Annotated in this window: 14 protein-coding genes and 1 tRNA gene; 5 read left to right on the forward strand and 10 right to left on the reverse strand. The window is 74.1% G+C overall.

Features of this window, described 5'->3' with window-relative positions; genetic code table 11:
- Window positions 1-46 precede the first annotated feature (46 nt).
- The 5 genes from ACR3IO_RS08070 (at window position 47) to ACR3IO_RS08090 (ending at window position 5,170) form a co-directional block, all read left to right on the forward strand.
- Entirely contained in the window at window positions 47-1,018 is a 972-nt protein-coding gene (locus ACR3IO_RS08070; protein WP_434070680.1) for a siderophore-interacting protein, read from the forward strand.
- Window positions 1,019-1,089: 71 nt separating this feature from the next.
- Window positions 1,090-2,127, forward strand: a complete 1,038-nt coding sequence (locus tag ACR3IO_RS08075) for a FecCD family ABC transporter permease (protein ID WP_434070681.1) — start codon at window positions 1,090-1,092, stop codon at window positions 2,125-2,127.
- On the forward strand, window positions 2,127-3,200 hold the full coding sequence (locus tag ACR3IO_RS08080; RefSeq protein WP_434070682.1) for a FecCD family ABC transporter permease: 1,074 nt from the start codon (window positions 2,127-2,129) through the stop codon (window positions 3,198-3,200). Before ACR3IO_RS08075 ends, ACR3IO_RS08080 begins: the two co-directional genes overlap by 1 nt.
- Window positions 3,197-4,054 (forward strand): ABC transporter ATP-binding protein, encoded by an 858-nt coding sequence (locus ACR3IO_RS08085; RefSeq protein ID WP_434070683.1) that lies wholly within the window; start codon window positions 3,197-3,199, stop codon window positions 4,052-4,054. The genes ACR3IO_RS08080 and ACR3IO_RS08085 overlap by 4 nt, the downstream gene beginning before the upstream one ends.
- A gap of 84 nt (window positions 4,055-4,138) precedes the next feature.
- Window positions 4,139-5,170 carry an iron-siderophore ABC transporter substrate-binding protein gene (locus ACR3IO_RS08090; RefSeq protein WP_434070684.1) on the forward strand — a complete coding sequence of 344 codons (1,032 nt, stop codon included), beginning with the start codon at window positions 4,139-4,141 and terminating at the stop codon, window positions 5,168-5,170.
- 93 nt (window positions 5,171-5,263) lie between these two features.
- On the opposite strand, the gene ACR3IO_RS08095 is transcribed toward ACR3IO_RS08090, so the two are convergent.
- The 10 genes from ACR3IO_RS08095 to ACR3IO_RS08140 all read right to left on the reverse strand — a co-directional run bounded on the left by ACR3IO_RS08095 (window position 5,264) and on the right by ACR3IO_RS08140 (window position 14,615).
- On the reverse strand, window positions 5,264-5,671 hold the full coding sequence (locus ACR3IO_RS08095) for a Fe-S oxidoreductase (protein WP_434070685.1): 408 nt from the start codon (window positions 5,669-5,671) through the stop codon (window positions 5,264-5,266).
- Complete coding sequence (locus ACR3IO_RS08100; RefSeq protein WP_434070686.1) at window positions 5,668-7,116, reverse strand: dihydrolipoyl dehydrogenase family protein; 1,449 nt, start codon at window positions 7,114-7,116, stop codon at window positions 5,668-5,670. The genes ACR3IO_RS08095 and ACR3IO_RS08100 overlap by 4 nt, the downstream gene beginning before the upstream one ends.
- Before the next feature lie 125 nt (window positions 7,117-7,241).
- Complete coding sequence (locus ACR3IO_RS08105) at window positions 7,242-8,117, reverse strand: arginase family protein (protein ID WP_434070687.1); 876 nt, start codon at window positions 8,115-8,117, stop codon at window positions 7,242-7,244.
- Between the two features lie 63 nt (window positions 8,118-8,180).
- On the reverse strand, window positions 8,181-8,915 hold the full coding sequence (locus tag ACR3IO_RS08110) for a PspA/IM30 family protein (RefSeq protein WP_434070688.1): 735 nt from the start codon (window positions 8,913-8,915) through the stop codon (window positions 8,181-8,183).
- Between the two features lie 100 nt (window positions 8,916-9,015).
- The gene (locus ACR3IO_RS08115; protein ID WP_434070689.1) at window positions 9,016-11,028 is read right to left on the reverse strand and encodes a TPM domain-containing protein; all 2,013 of its coding nucleotides are present in this window, start codon (window positions 11,026-11,028) and stop codon (window positions 9,016-9,018) included.
- Window positions 11,029-11,113: 85 nt separating this feature from the next.
- Window positions 11,114-11,944 carry a hypothetical protein gene (locus ACR3IO_RS08120; protein WP_434070690.1) on the reverse strand — a complete coding sequence of 277 codons (831 nt, stop codon included), beginning with the start codon at window positions 11,942-11,944 and terminating at the stop codon, window positions 11,114-11,116.
- Window positions 11,934-12,479, reverse strand: coding sequence for a sigma-70 family RNA polymerase sigma factor (locus ACR3IO_RS08125; protein ID WP_434070691.1), 546 nt, complete (start codon window positions 12,477-12,479; stop codon window positions 11,934-11,936). The genes ACR3IO_RS08120 and ACR3IO_RS08125 overlap by 11 nt, the downstream gene beginning before the upstream one ends.
- 139 nt (window positions 12,480-12,618) lie before the next feature.
- A tRNA-Arg gene (locus ACR3IO_RS08130) sits at window positions 12,619-12,691 on the reverse strand.
- 64 nt (window positions 12,692-12,755) lie between these two features.
- Window positions 12,756-13,952: an ROK family protein gene (locus tag ACR3IO_RS08135; protein WP_434070692.1), complete on the reverse strand. Its 1,197-nt coding sequence runs from the start codon at window positions 13,950-13,952 to the stop codon at window positions 12,756-12,758.
- 12 nt (window positions 13,953-13,964) lie between these two features.
- Window positions 13,965-14,615, reverse strand: coding sequence for an iron ABC transporter ATP-binding protein (locus ACR3IO_RS08140; RefSeq protein WP_434070693.1), 651 nt, complete (start codon window positions 14,613-14,615; stop codon window positions 13,965-13,967).
- Window positions 14,616-14,637 lie beyond the last annotated feature (22 nt).

Consider the following 14,637-nt stretch of genomic DNA (forward strand, 5'->3'; position numbering starts at 1 on the left):
CTCCGCCGGATTCGGGGCACCCGGGACGATGTGTAAGACTTAGGTAATGCTTACCTCAATCGCCGAAGCTGGGTCGCGGGTGCGACCGGCGTACCGCAACTTCCGCGTCGAGGTCGCCCGCGTCGAGCGCGTCTCGCCGACCTTCACGAACATCACGTTCACGGGCGACGACCTCGCCGACTTCGGCACCGCCGGTCTCGACCAGCGCGTCAAGGTCGTGCTCCCGCTCGAGGCGAACGGCTTCGCGGCGTTCCCCGACGGCGAGGACTGGTACACGGCATGGCGCGAGCTGCCGGGGGAGCTCCGCAACCCGTTCCGCACCTACACCGTGCGCGCGGTGCGCCCCGAACAGCGCGAGGTCGACATCGTCTTCGCCGGCCACGGCGACGGCGGGCCGGCGTCCGCGTGGGCCGGTCGTGCGCGGCCGGGCGACGAGATCGTGCTCATCGGACCCGACGAGTTCGGCCCCGGGCGTGCGGTCGGCATCGACTGGCGGCCCGGTGAGGTCGACACCCTCCTGCTCGCGGGCGACGAGACGGCCGTGCCCGCGATCTGCGCGATCCTCGAGTCGCTCCCCGCGGATGCCGCGGGCGCGGCGTTCCTCGAGGTGCCGACCGACGGCGACCGCATGTCCGTCCGCGCCCCGGCGGGGGTCGAGGTGCGCTGGCTCGCCCGCGGCGGCGCGCACGACGCCGAGAGCCGCTCGCACGGCGAACTCCTCGCGCCCGCCGTGCGCGACTGGGTCGTACGCCACCTGGCCGACCTCGGCGTGACGCGCGCCGGCGGCGACGAGGCCTCCGCCGCGCTCGCCGAGGCCGAGCGTGCCGACCTGCCCGACACCCCGCTCTGGGACGTGCCCGCGGGGCAGAGCCTCGACGGCGCCTGCTACGCCTGGCTCGCGGGCGAGGCATCCGTCATCACCGGGCTCCGGCGCTTCCTCGTCCGCGAGGCCGGCCTCGACCGCCGACAGGTCGCGTTCATGGGGTACTGGCGGCGCGGCCGCGCCGAACTCGAGTGAGCGGGACGCGCACCGTGTCCCGCCGGGAGGCGCCGCAGTCCGCGGGCACGGGGGTCGTCGCCGAGCCAGCCGTGACCGGCAATGGCGTGCCGACGGCGCGACGCGGGCGGAGCGGGCGGCGCATCGGCACCGGCCGCGCGCTCGTCGTGCTGGCCGCATGCGCGCTGGCCCTCCTCGCGATCGTCGCCGCGAGCCTCGCGCTCGGCGTGCGGTCGATGGATCCGGGCGTCGTCTGGCAGGCGATCATCGCCCACGACCCCGCGAACGCCGACCACAACGTGGTCTGGCAGCTGCGCGTGCCGCGCACGGTCATCGGCCTGCTCGCGGGCGTTGGCCTCGGACTGGCCGGAACCCTCATCCAGGGCGTCACCCGCAACCCCATCGCCGACCCGGGCCTGCTCGGACTGAACGCGGGCGCCTCGCTCGCGGTCGTGCTCGCCATCGCGTTCGTCGGCGTGAGCAGCCCGCTCGGGTACATCTGGTTCGCGTTCGCCGGCGCCGCGGCGGCGGCCGCGATCGTCTTCTCGATCGGGCGCGGGCAACCGGTGCGGCTCGCGCTCGTGGGCGCCGCCGTGACCTCGTTCATCACGCCGCTGATCGCACTCGTGCTGCTCCGCGACGCCGAGACGTTCAACCAGTACCGATTCTGGGCCGTGGGCTCGCTCACGGGTCGCGGCCTCGACGTGGCCGCGGTGCTCTGGCCGTTCATCCTCGTCGGCGCGATCATCGCCTTCGTGCTCGCGAACCGACTCAACCTCATCGCCCTCGGCGACGACGTCGCCAACTCGCTCGGGCAGCGGGTCGGCACCACGCGCGCCGCGGCCGGCCTCGCGCTCGTGCTCCTGTGCGGAACCGCCACGGCGCTCGCCGGCCCGATCGCGCTCGTCGGCCTCGTGGTCCCGCACGCCGCACGCCGCCTCGTGGGCACCGACTACCGGTGGATCATGCCGACGGCGCTCCTGCTCGGGCCCGTGATGCTGCTCGCGGCCGATGTCATCGGACGCCTCGTCGTGCCGAACTCCGAGCTCGAGGCCGGCGTGGTCGCGGCATTCCTCGGCGCGCCCGTGCTCATCGCGATCGCCCGCAGCCGGAACGTGGCGGGGCTCTGATGGCGATGACGACGGATGCCCCGACGAGGCCCGGTGCGGCGGTCGACGACGCACGGCGGGCCGTCGCCTCGGTGCGGCGGCGGAGCCGACGACGCCTCGTCGTCGCACTCGGCGTCGGCGGCGCCCTCGCGCTCGTCTTCGCGGTGATCGCCCTCTCGTCGGGCGCCGCGAGCCTCGCGCCCGACCGCGTGCTCGCGACGCTGCTCGGCCAGGGCGATCGCACCGAGCAGCTCGTCGTGTTCACGCTCCGGCTCCCGCGCATCCTCGCGGCGCTCTTCGTGGGCGCGGCGTTCGGCCTCGCCGGGGCGATCTTCCAGGCGGTGCTCCGCAACCCGCTCGCGAGCCCCGACATCCTGGGCGTCTCCACCGGCGCGAGCCTCGGCGCCGTGTGGGCCCTCCTCGGGCTGGGCCTCACCGGCGCCGTCGTGTCGGGCTTCGCGCTCGCGGGCGGACTCGCGGTCGCCGCGATCATATGGGCGACGGCGTGGCGCCGTGGCCTGCACGGCATCCGCTTCGTGCTCGTCGGCGTCGGGCTCGCCTACGTGTGCGCCTCGCTCATCGCCTGGCTGCTCGCCCGGGCGGAGATCCGGCAGGCCCAGTCGGCACTGCTCTGGACCGTCGGCAGCGTCTCCGACGTGCGCGGCGACGCGCTCGTGCTGCTCATCATCGGGGTCCTGGTCGGATGCCTCCTGACCGCCGTCTTCGCGCAGGGCCTCTCGGTGCTCGGGCTCGGCGACGACCACGCGATCTCGCTGGGCATTCGCACGAACCTCCGCCGCGGCATCCTGCTGCTGGTGGCGGTGCTGCTCATCGCGGTCGCGACCTCGGTCGCCGGCCCCATCGCGTTCGTCGCGCTCATCGCCCCGGCGATCGCCCGTCGACTCGTCGACGACGGGAGCGCGGCGCTCACGGCGTCGGTCATGACGGGCGCCGTGCTCACCCTCGGAGCCGACGTGCTCGGCCAGTTCGCGCTGCCCCAGTTCACCGCGCCGGTCGGCATCGTCACCGGGCTCATCGGGGCCCCGTACCTGCTGTGGCTGCTGGCCCGAACCGAGAGGAAGTCCCGCGCATGAGCGCTCCGGCATCGTCGACCTCGACCCCGTCCGTCGGCCTCGCGGCCGAGGGCGTCAGCCTCGGCTACGACGGCCGGCGTGTGATCGAGGGGCTCGACCTCGTCATCCCGAGCGGGCGCATCACGGCCATCGTCGGCCCGAACGCCTGCGGCAAGTCGACGCTGCTGCGCGGGTTCGCGAGGCTCCACCAGCTCGACGGGGGGCGGGTCACGCTCGACGGCCGCGACGTCGCCGACATGCCCCGCCGCGATCTCGCGCGCCGGGTCGGGGTGCTGCCCCAGTCCTCGATCGCGCCCGACGGGGTGCGGGTCGCCGAACTCGTCGGCCGCGGCCGCTACCCGCACCAGGGGTGGTTCGGGCGGCACTCCAGCGACGACGACCTCGTCGTGGCGGAGGCGCTCGCGGCGACCGGCATCGCCGACCTCGCCGACCGCCGCCTCGAGGAGCTCTCCGGCGGCCAGCGCCAGCGCGTGTGGATCGCGATGGTGCTGGCGCAGCAGACCGACATCGTGCTGCTCGACGAGCCGACGACCTTCCTCGACGTGACCCACCAGCTGGAGCTGCTCGACCTGCTGACCGAGCTGAACCGGGAGCGCGGCACGACCGTGGTCATGGTGCTGCACGAGCTCAACCTCGCCGCGCGCTACGCCGACCACCTCGTGGTGATGTCGGCCGGCTCGATCATCGCCGAGGGGCGCCCGGGCGACATCCTCACGCCCGAGATCGTGTTGAGCGCCTTCGCGCTCGAGGCATCCGTGATCCCCGACCCGGTCGCCGGCTCGCCGATGATCGTGCCCGTGGGCCGCTTCCACACGGGCGGGCTCGCGGGCCCGGCGGTCGTCGACGAATCGTGACGCGACCGTGACCGTGCGGTTTCGCCGCTCGATCAACTTAGGTTAGCCTTGCCTCATCCCCACCCATCGACCGAGGAGTTCTCCGTGCGTCTTCGACGTCCGCTCATCGCCCTGGCCGGCCTCGCCGCCACCGCCCTGACCCTGACCGCCTGCGCCTCCGGCACCACCGAGGAGCCCACGTCGGCCCCCGACGCCGCCGTCGGCTCGGGCTTCCCGATCACGATCGAGCACGCGTTCGGCGAGACCGTCGTCGAGGAGGCGCCCGCGCGCGTCGCCACCTGGGGCTGGGGTTCGACCGAGGCCGCGATCTCCGTGGGCGTGTACCCGGTCGCGGTCGCCGAGCAGAGCTGGACCGTCGGCGAGGGCAACCTGCTGCCCTGGGTCGAGGAGGCCTACGACGCGGCCGACGTCGAGCACCCCGTCGTGCTGAACGACGACGAGGGCGGGGCGAGCGTGCCCTACGAGGAGTTCATCGCGGCCGCGCCCGACCTCATTCTGGCGCCCTACTCGGGCCTCACCGAGGAGCAGTACGACACGCTCAGCGACATCGCCCCGGTCGTCGCGTACCCCGAGGCGCCCTGGACCACCGCGTGGGACGAGAACATCGAGATCACGACGCGCGCGCTCGGCCTCGAGGCCGAGGGCGAGGCCGTGCTCGACGACATCCACTCCTACCTCGCCGACGAGGCGGCCGCGCACCCCGAGTTCGCCGGCAAGACCTTCGCCGGCATCTGGGACGGCGACGGCGTCGTTTCGGTCTACACCGGGGCCGACCCCCGTATCGAGGTCCTGACCGAACTGGGTCTCGAGGTCGCGCCGAGCGTCGCCGAGCTCGACACGAGCGACGGCGGCTTCTACTACGACCTGAGCTACGAGCAGCTCGACAAGCTCGACTCCGACTTCATCGTGAACTACTCCAGTTCGAAGGAGGCGGCCGAGGCCGTGCTGACCAAGCCCGAGACGCAGGCGATCCCCGCCGTCGCCGCCGGCAAGGTCGCCCAGGTCTACGACCCGGTCACCGTCTCGTCGGTCTCCCCGCCCACCGCACTCAGCTTCCAGTGGGAGGGCGGCATGCCGGCCCTCGTCGAGGCCATCGCCGGCGTCCTCGGCGAGTAATCGCGGTCGCGCCGCCGAGCGGTGCGAGCCGAACGGCCGGTGCGCTCCGTTTGGAGCGCACCGGCCGTTCGCCGTTCGCGGGGACTTCCGTGGTCAGCCGCGCGCCGCGCGCGCGGCAGTCGTCGGCCGACGCCTCGGCAGGTACCCGCCCGCCTCGAGACCGGCCTCGATCTCGAAACGGTTGCGCAGGGGGTCGCGTCCGGCGAAGAGGTAGAGCACGGGCAGGAGCATGCCGTACTCGCGCCACTGCAGCTCGTGCACGGCCTCGTGGCCGAGGACCGTGTCGGAGTCGTTGCGGTCGGTGAGGTAGCACCGCCCGACGCAGGATCCGCCGCGGCCGAACGTCCACTTCGGCATGCCCGTGAACACGTACAGGCCGTTGCGGCGCTCGACGCGGCCCGTGCTCCAGATGAAGCCCCAGGTGAAGCCGACGAGGGTGGCCCACCAGTAGCCGACGCGGCTGATGGGCGAATGGGTCAGCCGGATCGTGAACCGGGTCACTCGTGGGCCTCGGGACGGCCGAGGGCCTCGAGCAGCCGCAACCAGACCTCGCTCATCGTGGGGAATGCGGGCACCGCGTGCCAGAGCCGATCGACCGGGACCTCCCCGACGACCGCGACGGTCGCCGCGTGCAGCAGTTCGGCGACGTCCTGGCCGACGAACGTGGCGCCGATGACCGTGCCGAGTTCGTCGTCGATCACGAGCTTCGCGCGCCCCTCCGCGCCGTCGGCGTTGATGCCGGTTCCGCTCGCGGACTCGAGGGCGACCTCGGCGATGCGGATGCCGCGACCCGCCTTCCGGGCCTCGGCCTCGGTGACGCCGACCTGCACGGCCTCGGGCTCGGCGAACACGACTTGCGGCACCGCCGCATGGTCGGCCGTCGCGGCGTGCACGCCCCACGGGCGCGTGTCGACCGGCTGCCCAGCGGCGCGCGCGGCGACGAGGTCGCCCACGGCGCGGGCCTGGTACTTGCCCTGATGCGTCAGCAGCGCTCGGTGGTTGACGTCGCCCGCGGCGTAGAGCCATGGCCCGTCGTCGGCGCCGTCGACGCCCGCGACGCGCAGCGTGTCGTCGACCTCGAGCCAGTCGCCCGGTTCGAGCCCGACGCTCTCAAGTCCGACGGCGTCGGTGCGTGGGGTGCGGCCGGTGGCGACGAGGACCTCGTCGGCCGTCACGGTGGATCCGTCGTCGAGCGTCAGCACGACCTCGCCCGATCCGGTGCGCTCGACCCGGGCAGGCGAGACGCCGGTGCGCACGGTCGCGCCGAGCCCGCGCAGTCCCGCGGCGACGGCGTCGCCCGCGAACGGCTCCATGCGGGAGAGCAGCCCACCGCGCGCGAGCACGGTCACCTCGGTGCCGAATCCGGCGTGCGCCGTCGCCATCTCGCACGCCACCACGCCGCCGCCGATGATCGCGAGCCTGCCGGGGAGCCGCTCGACGCTGGTCGCCTCGCGGCTCGTCCACGGCGCGGCCTCGGCCAGGCCGGGGATCGGGGGGATCACCGGATCGGAGCCGGTCGAGACCACCACCGCGTGGCGGGCGATGAGCGTCACCGCGTCGGTGCCGTCGCGCTCGACGACGACGCGCCGGGGGCCGTCGAGGCGCCCATGCCCGCGCTCGAGTCCGATGCCGACACTGTCGAGCCACTTCGTGGCGCCGTCGTCGCTCCAGTCGGAGACCCAGTAGTCGCGCCTGCGCAGCACCGCCTCGACGTCGAGTTCGCCGGTGACGGCCTGAGCCGCGCCCGGCACGCGTCGGGCGGCTCGGAGCGCCGCCGCGCTCCTCAGCAGGACCTTCGAGGGCACGCAGGCCCAGTAGGAGCATTCACCGCCCACGAGTTCGTGTTCGACGACCACCACCTCGAGTCCCGCGGCGCGTACGCGGTCGGCGATGTTCTCCCCGACCGGTCCGGCGCCGAGGACGACCACGTCGACTTCGCGCTGCATCCGTCTCCCCTCGTGCCCGGAGACCCGGGCGTCCGACCAAGCCTAGGCACGACGCGAGGGCGAGCACACCCCTTGACGCGCGATCGACGGGAATGCGGATGCCGCGCCCGGCCGGCTGCGGCGGGTCAGGCCGTCGCCGCGACCGACGCCGGGCGCTCGCCCGCGGCACCGCTGGCCAGCGCCCCCACCAGTCGGAGGATCGTGGGCAGGTCGTCGTCGGCGGCGTCGGGCGAACTCGGCGCGAACCCGGCGATCGCGGCGCCGGCGAGCGGGAAGCGCGAGACCACGGCCTTGACGAGGGCGACGAGCGTCGGCGCGGCGACGCCGAAGGGCATCGGGTACGACAGGCCGCTGATGGCCGAGGGGTCGAGGACGTCGAGGTCGATGTGGATGAACACGCGCGACGCGCCGGTCGCCTCGACGGCCGCGATCACCACCGACGGGTCGGCGAGGTCGTCGACGGTCAGCACGTCGATGCCGTGCTCCTCGATGAAGCGGTGCTCCTCGGCGTCGATGGCGCGGACGCCGCCGAGCACGAGCCGTGCCGGGGCCACCCGGGTCTCGGCGTCGAGGGCCAGGCCGTCGACGCCGTCGCCGGTGACGTGTCGGAGGGCCATGCCGCCGAACCCGCCGGAGGGCGAGGAGTCGGGCGTGTTGAGGTCGGGGTGGGCGTCGAGCCACAGCACCGCGAGGTCGCCGTCGGCGTGACGCGATGCATGGGCGACCCCGGCCAGGACCGCCCCGCAGTCGCCGCCGATGGTGATGGCGGGCGCCGCGGTGGTGGCGAGCAGCTCCTCGGTGCGCTCTCGCACGCGCCGGAGGGCGCTGTAGCGTCGGATGCCCGTGCCGAGCGATTCGCCGGCCTCGGCGGGCACGTCGACGACGATCGTGGAGGCGGACGGGAGGTCGCCGCGGATCGCGGCGGCCCCGTCGGCGAGGCTCATCGCACGAGAGGAGATCGATCCCTGCCAGAGCGGGACGACGACGAAGGTTGCGGGCATGTGCCAAGTATCCCGCGATCGGGTCGGCCGGTGCCAGCCGACCCGATCGCGGGACGACTCCGGTCAGCCGGAGATGGCCCCTCGGGCCCCGCCCGACTTGAGCGCGGCGAGCCGGGCGTCGACCTCGCTGAGCTCGCCGAGGTCGTCGAGCTCGTTGAACTGGGCGTCGAGGCTCGACGCGGCCAGCTCGGACTGGCCGCGGACCACGGCCTCCTCGCGGCGGATCTTCTCCTCGAACCGACCGAGCTCGCTCGTCGGGTCGAGGATGTCGATCGACTTCACGGCGTCGTGGACCTGGCGCTGGGCCTCGGCGGTCTTGGCACGCGCGACGAGCTCGGAGCGCTTGTTCTTCAGCTGGACCAGCTTCTCCTTCATGCCGTTCAGCCCGGACTTCAGCTGCTCGACCACGTCGGTCTGCGCGGCGATCTGGGGCTCGGCCGTCCGGGCCTCGTTCTCGGCCGAGATCTGGCGGCTGAGCGCGACCTTCGCGAGGTTGTCGAACTTGTCGGCGCCGGGGGCGTCGCCCGCCGAACGCAGTTCATCGCCCTTGCGGCTCGCGGCGAGCGCCTTCTCGCCCCACGTGCGGGCGGCCTCGACGTCTTCGCGGTGGTCGTCCTCGAGCAGGCGCAGGTTGCCGATCGTCTCGGCGATGGCGGCCTCGGCATCGGCGATGCTGTTCGTGAAGTCCCGGACCATCTGGTCGAGCATCTTCTCGGGGTCTTCCGCCTGGTCGATCAGCGCGTTCACGTTGGCTCGGAGGAGGGTCGAGATCCTCCCGAAGATGGACTGCTTGGTCATGCTGGTTTCCTTTCGTCGCGGTCGTGTGGTTCGTCTCGTCGGCGGGGTCGGTGCCGGTGCCGGTGGAGTCAGGGTCGGCGGAGCAGCTCGGGCGAAGTGGTCAGAATCGGCCTCCGCTTCCGCGTCGGCCGCGCGTGGCGCCCCCGCCGAAACTGCCCGAGGATCGCCGTGAGCCGCCGCCTCGCGAGCTCCCGCCGCCGCCGAAGCCCCCGAAGCCGCCCCCGAGGCCGCCGCCGAGGCCGCCGCCTCGTGACCCACCGCCGAGCATGGACTCGATCAGGATGCCGCCGAGCACGGCGCCCATCATGTTGCCGCCCTGGCCGCCGCCCGACGCGCCGCCGAAGCCGCCCCCCATGCCGCCGCCGAATCCCTCGACATCGCGCTGCGCGAGCGAGAGCGCCTCTGCGGCGAGGCGATCGGCCTGCTGCGCGGACTGCAGGGCGAGCGCGGGATCGGGGCTCGTCTGGGCCCGCTGCAGGAGCTGGGCCGCCGTGGCGAGCCTCGTGCGCGCCTCGGTTCCGACGCCCCCGCGTCGGGCCACGAGGTAGTCCTCGGCGGACTGCACCCTCGCTCGTGCGCCGTCGACCGTGCGCTGGAGCAGCGCCTGCGCCCGTGCCGCCTGCTCGGCGGCGTCGCGTTCGCTCGCGATCGCCGCGTCGATCTCGGCGTTTGCCTGCGCGAGGCGGGCGTTCGCGGCGAGCGGGTCGCGGCCGGCGGCTCCGATCACGCTGCGGAGCACGGACGCGACGGCCGCCGTGCGATCGGCGACGGGCGCGGCGGCACCGCCGAGCGCGCGCGCCGTCTGGACGTCGCCCTCGAGGTCGGCGATGCCGTCGGCGAGCGAACGGTCGGCCGCGGCGAGGTCGTCGGCGAGGCGTCCGACGGCGGCCCCCAGGAGGCCGGCCTGGTCGACGGCCTCCTCGGCGGCGCGGATCGCGACCGCGGCCTCGGCGTGCTGCGCCGCCTCGACCGCGGCGGTCGCACGGGCGAGCTCGTCGTCGGCGAACGCGAGGCGCGACTCGGCCTGCGCCGGGTTGTCGGCCACGGCGGCGAGGGCGGATGCCGCGTACACGCCCTCGAGCGCCCGGAGCCGTTCGCGCGCCGGCCCCGTGCCGGTGCGGGCGGCGGCGGCCTCGGCGCGCACGCGCTCGAGCTCGGCCGGGGCGTTGCGCTCGAGGTCGCGGAGGGCGTCGAACGCCTCGGTCTGCTCGTCGAGCCTCGCGTCGGCCTCGCTCGTCGCCGCGAGGATGCCCTCGTAGTACTCGCGGCGCTGCGCGTCGGTGTCGGGTTCGTCGTCGTCGAGCCGCTGCTGCAGCGCGAACGCCTCGGTGACCTTCGCCTTGGCGGTGTCGAGTGCGGCACGGAAGGGCGCGGTCGCCGCCTCTCCGTAGGAGGCCGTGGCGAAGCCGAGCTCCTCCTCGCTCGTCTTCATCGCGTCATCGGCGGCCACGAGTGCCGAGCCCGCGCGTCGACGGAGCTCGTCGAGGGGCACCGGCGGCGCCGGCGCGCCGGGTCCGCCCGCGGCATCCGGGGGGCCTCGGCGACCCCGCCGCCGCGACAGCACGATCGCGATGACCGCCACGACCGCCGCGGCGATGACGAGGAACCAGACCCATCCCCAGCCCGACCCGCCCGAGCCGGTGTCGTCGAGCGCCTGGGCTGCGGCGACGGCAGCGCCCGCCCAGTCCTCCGCGCGCAGTTCGGGCTCGATGACCTCGAGGCTGATGCGGTCGATCTCGTCGGCCGAGACCGAGGCGTTGTCGGCGGCGGAGAGGTAGTAGGCGCGGCCGTCGACGGCGACGGCGAGCAGGTAGTCCTCGGCGCCCATGTTGTTGGCGACCGCGGTGTCGTTGGCCCAGGTGTCGGCCTGCTCGGGGTTCGTGAACTCGCCGACGTAGGCGACGAACAGCTGCCGACCCGTGTCGTCGGCCGTCTTCTCGATGGCCGCGAGCACCTCGTCGGCATCGGATCCGAGCGCGCCCACGGTGTCGACGATGGGGCTCGAACCGAACTCGACGGGGTCTTCGGCCCAGGCGGGCGAACCGCCGACGAACACGAGCGCGGTCGCGAGAGCCGCCGTGACCAATACCCGACCGCGACGTGACGACGCCATGCACCCCTTGCCCTTCTCCGCCCCAGCACGGATGCCTCGAGTCTATGCGGGGCCGCCGGCACCGTCCACGGTGGCCGGCGAACGGTCAGCCCACGGTGACGGACGCCGCGGGGGAGACGATGAGGTCGCCGAGCACGCCGGGCTCGTCCGCGAACGAGATCGCGGCCGAGAGCCCGTACGTGCCGGGGGAGAGGGGCGCCGGCGCGGAGGAGTCCAGCGACGCGTCGCCGCCGTCGGCGCACGATCCGGCCGTGTACCGGCCGCTGAGCGTGATCGACTCGCCCGGGCCCAGGCGCACGGCGACGGACTCGGTCGCGCTCGAGGGCAGCGGATGCCACACGGTCGAACCCGCCTCGGACACCGTGATCGCCGGCGTGCCGAGCACGCCCTCGACGACTTCGGCGCCGGTGTTCGTGACGAGCACGGCGACGGTCGCCTCCGATCCCGACGGCACTGCCTGCGCCGGGTGCTCGACCGTCGCGACGAGGCCCGTGGCGGCGCCGTCCGTGGCCGCCGCGATGGGCGCGCCGCACACGTTCAGGGTCTCGGCGACGCCGACCCGGAGGTCGTCGGGGAACTGGTCCCCGTCCTGCGGCGCGACGGGGGTCGAACCGCTCGCGTCGCCGCCCGCGTCGGACGCGTCGGACGAGGCCTCCTCCGACGAGGACTCAGCGGCGACCTGGGAGTCCGACGACGAGGACGCCAGGCGGGGACCGAGCGCACCGAGGCCGAGGACGAGGCCGCCGACGGCGAGCAGCCCCGCAACCGACGCCGTCGCGCCGACGAGCGCCCGTCGACGGGTGCGGCGGCGGGCGCGGCTCGCGCGGAGCACCGCGTCGAGGTCGACCGGACGTGCGGGTGCGGCATCCGCGTCGCGCGCCAGCGCCTCGGAGAGGTCCAGGGGGTCAGGAGACATGTTCGTCCTCCGTTCTGGTCGTCCCGGCATCGGCCGGTCGGCCGTCGGATGCCGCGATCGAGGAGGAGAGCGCCCGCAGGCCGTCGCTGAGGTACCGCTTGACCGCGCCCGCGCTGAGCCCGAGGGTGTGCGCGATCTGGTCGACGGTGAGGTCCTCGTAGTAGCGCAGGACGATGCACGCGGCCTGGCGCGGGGCGAGGGCGCGGACGCGGCGCATGAGGTCGATGCGCGCGTCGCTGTGCTCCTGCGGCACGTCGGCCGCGACCGGCGGCACGGCGAGGTGGCGCACCCGGCGCCACGTGCCGTCCCGGCGCGACCGGTCGATGACCGCGTTCAGGATGGCGCGGCGCACGTACGCCTCGGCGCGCGGCAGCGTCAGCTGGAAGCGCGGGCTGCCGAACGTGCGCACGAGCGCATCCTGCACGAGGTCGGCGGCATCGTCGGCACGGCCCGTGAGCAGGTACGCGTAGCGCGTGAGCGCGTCACCGCGCTCGGCGACCAGCCGAGTGGCGACCTCGTCCCATGACCGGGGCACGCGCTGCTCCTCCCGACGGCGGTCGATCCGCCGTCATCTGAAGAGACGAACGGGCGAGCCGTTTCGTTGGGTACCCGGCGAGATTCGTCGAGTACCCGACGAGCCTCGCCGGCAGGCAGCCGCGAACGACTGCGATCTGTGCCCCCGGAGGGATTCGAACCCCCGACCTACGGTACCGGAAACCGGCGCTCTATCCCCTGAGCTACGGAGGCGCACAGCCAGCAACGATAGCACCGATCGCGGGTCGATTCGGAACGCGGGAGGCCCGGGACCGGGTCAGGCGCGAGCCACGGCGGCGACCGAGTCGAGCAGTTCGTCGCGCACGCGATTGGCGAGCAGGCTCCTTGCGCCGCGCAGGACGGCGTCGCCGTGCACGGCGGTGGCCACCACCTCGGGATACCACCGGCTGAGGCGACGGATGCCGGCGCCGACGGCCTGCGCGAAGGTCGCGCCGCCGAGATCGGCGGTCGGGCCGGCGAGCACGACGAGCCCGGGGTCGAGCGTCGCGATCACGGGGAGCGCGATGTGTGCGACGCGTTCGGCCAGGTCCTCGAACACGAGCCGTCGCACGTCGTCGGCGGACGGGTCCGCGAGCGCGGCGCGCGCGGCGTGGAATCCGTCGGCGTCGAGGCCGTGCCGGCGTGCGAGGAGGGCGACGGCGCGACCGCCGACCAGGTCCTGCACGGTGCGCGCCGCGGGGTCGAGCGCGGCCGCCTCGGTCGAGATCGGCAGGAATCCGATCTCGCCGGCGCCGCCGAACGTGCCCCGGTGCAGGTCGCCGGCGACGTCGAACGACGCGCCGACGCCGTTGCCGAGCCAGAGCAGCGCGAAGACGTCGCGCCCCGCGGCGGCCCCGCCCTCGCGCTCGGCGAGCGCGGCGAGGTTCACGTCGTTCTCGATGAGCACGGTCCGGCCCAGGTCGGTCTCGAGGATGGTGCGGAGGTGCCGCACCGGCCAGCCGGGCAGGGTCTCGCTGAAGAGCTCGCCGCTCGGGCCGGGGTCGACGTACCCGGGGATGCCGAGACACACCGTGTGCACCGCGTCGGGCAGGGTGCCCGCGGCCGCGCTCGCCTCGACGATCGCGCGACGCACCTCCTCGACGGCCGAACGGGCGGTGGGATCGTGCGGCAGCGGCATCCGCACCACGGGCCGGTCGGTGCCCGCGGCGTCGACGACCGTGGCGCGCACCTCGAAGGCGTCGAGGTCGAGGGCGATGCCCACCCGGCGATCCACCCGGGCGGCGTAGACGACGGCCGCGCGCCCGGCGGAGCCGGCGAGCAGCCCCTGCTCCTCGATGAATCCCGCCTGGAGGAGCCGGCTCATCATCTGCGACGCCGTCGGCTTGGAGACGCCGACGAGCTCGCAGATGCGGTTGCGCGTCAGCGGGCCGTGGTCGAGCAGGACGGCGAGTCCGGCACGGTCGTTGACGGCGCCGAGCCACGACGGCGTGCCTGGGGTGTTCGTCGCCGCCATGGGGTCTCCTCGTCAGCTCGCGGGCAGGTTGCCGAGCACGTCGGCCACGAGGCTCTGCGCGTCGCCCGGCTCGAAGATCGCGGTGGAGTCGATGACCAGCCAGTAGGGGCCGGAGAAGACCTGCACCTTGCCGTGGTCGCCGCTGCGGCTGAAGTAGCCGCTCACCGTGGGCGGCGTGCCGTAGGTGGGCACGGCGGTGCTCGTGGCCGCGGCCTCGTTCGCGAGGGTCTTGCCGGCCGACTCCGTCGGCGTCGCGACGGCGACCTCGATGACCTCGCCGCTGGACTGGTTGAGGTATCCGCAGGCGGTGCCCTCGGTCTCCTCGACGAGCGCGACGACCGTGCTCGCCGACGGGGTGTACCCGGGGTCCGCGCCGAAGTTCGGGTTGAAGGCGTAGAGCTGGTCGGCCGTGAGGAGCGCGTCGCAGGCGATCGCGAACGGGATCGCCGGCTCGGCGGTCGGCGTCGGCACCGGCGCGGGATCGGTGGCCTGCGCGCCCTCGGTCGACCCCGGCTCGCCGGCTGCGGGCGCTTGCGTCGACGACCCCTGCGGATCGCCTGCGCTGCATCCGCTCAGCAGGACGGCGGATGCCGCGAGCAGCACGACGGATGCGACGACGGGTCGGAGCGTGCGGCCGGAGCCGAGCAGTGCGGGGCGAGGCATGGAGAGACCTTACCAACGTCGA

The organism is Agromyces sp. Marseille-Q5079 (assembly GCF_051016555.1).
GTDB lineage: Bacteria > Actinomycetota > Actinomycetes > Actinomycetales > Microbacteriaceae > Agromyces.

Coding starts and splice junctions, on each gene's coding strand:
- ACR3IO_RS08070 (WP_434070680.1), top strand. CDS start 47: ATGCTTACCTCAATCGCCGAAGCTGGGTCGCGGGTGCGACCGGCGTAC.
- ACR3IO_RS08080 (WP_434070682.1), top strand. CDS start 2,127: ATGGCGATGACGACGGATGCCCCGACGAGGCCCGGTGCGGCGGTCGAC.
- ACR3IO_RS08085 (WP_434070683.1), top strand. CDS start 3,197: ATGAGCGCTCCGGCATCGTCGACCTCGACCCCGTCCGTCGGCCTCGCG.
- ACR3IO_RS08100 (WP_434070686.1), bottom strand. CDS start 7,116: ATGCAGCGCGAAGTCGACGTGGTCGTCCTCGGCGCCGGACCGGTCGGG.
- ACR3IO_RS08105 (WP_434070687.1), bottom strand. CDS start 8,117: ATGCCCGCAACCTTCGTCGTCGTCCCGCTCTGGCAGGGATCGATCTCC.
- ACR3IO_RS08110 (WP_434070688.1), bottom strand. CDS start 8,915: ATGACCAAGCAGTCCATCTTCGGGAGGATCTCGACCCTCCTCCGAGCC.
- ACR3IO_RS08115 (WP_434070689.1), bottom strand. CDS start 11,028: ATGGCGTCGTCACGTCGCGGTCGGGTATTGGTCACGGCGGCTCTCGCG.
- ACR3IO_RS08120 (WP_434070690.1), bottom strand. CDS start 11,944: ATGTCTCCTGACCCCCTGGACCTCTCCGAGGCGCTGGCGCGCGACGCG.
- ACR3IO_RS08135 (WP_434070692.1), bottom strand. CDS start 13,952: ATGGCGGCGACGAACACCCCAGGCACGCCGTCGTGGCTCGGCGCCGTC.
- ACR3IO_RS08140 (WP_434070693.1), bottom strand. CDS start 14,615: ATGCCTCGCCCCGCACTGCTCGGCTCCGGCCGCACGCTCCGACCCGTC.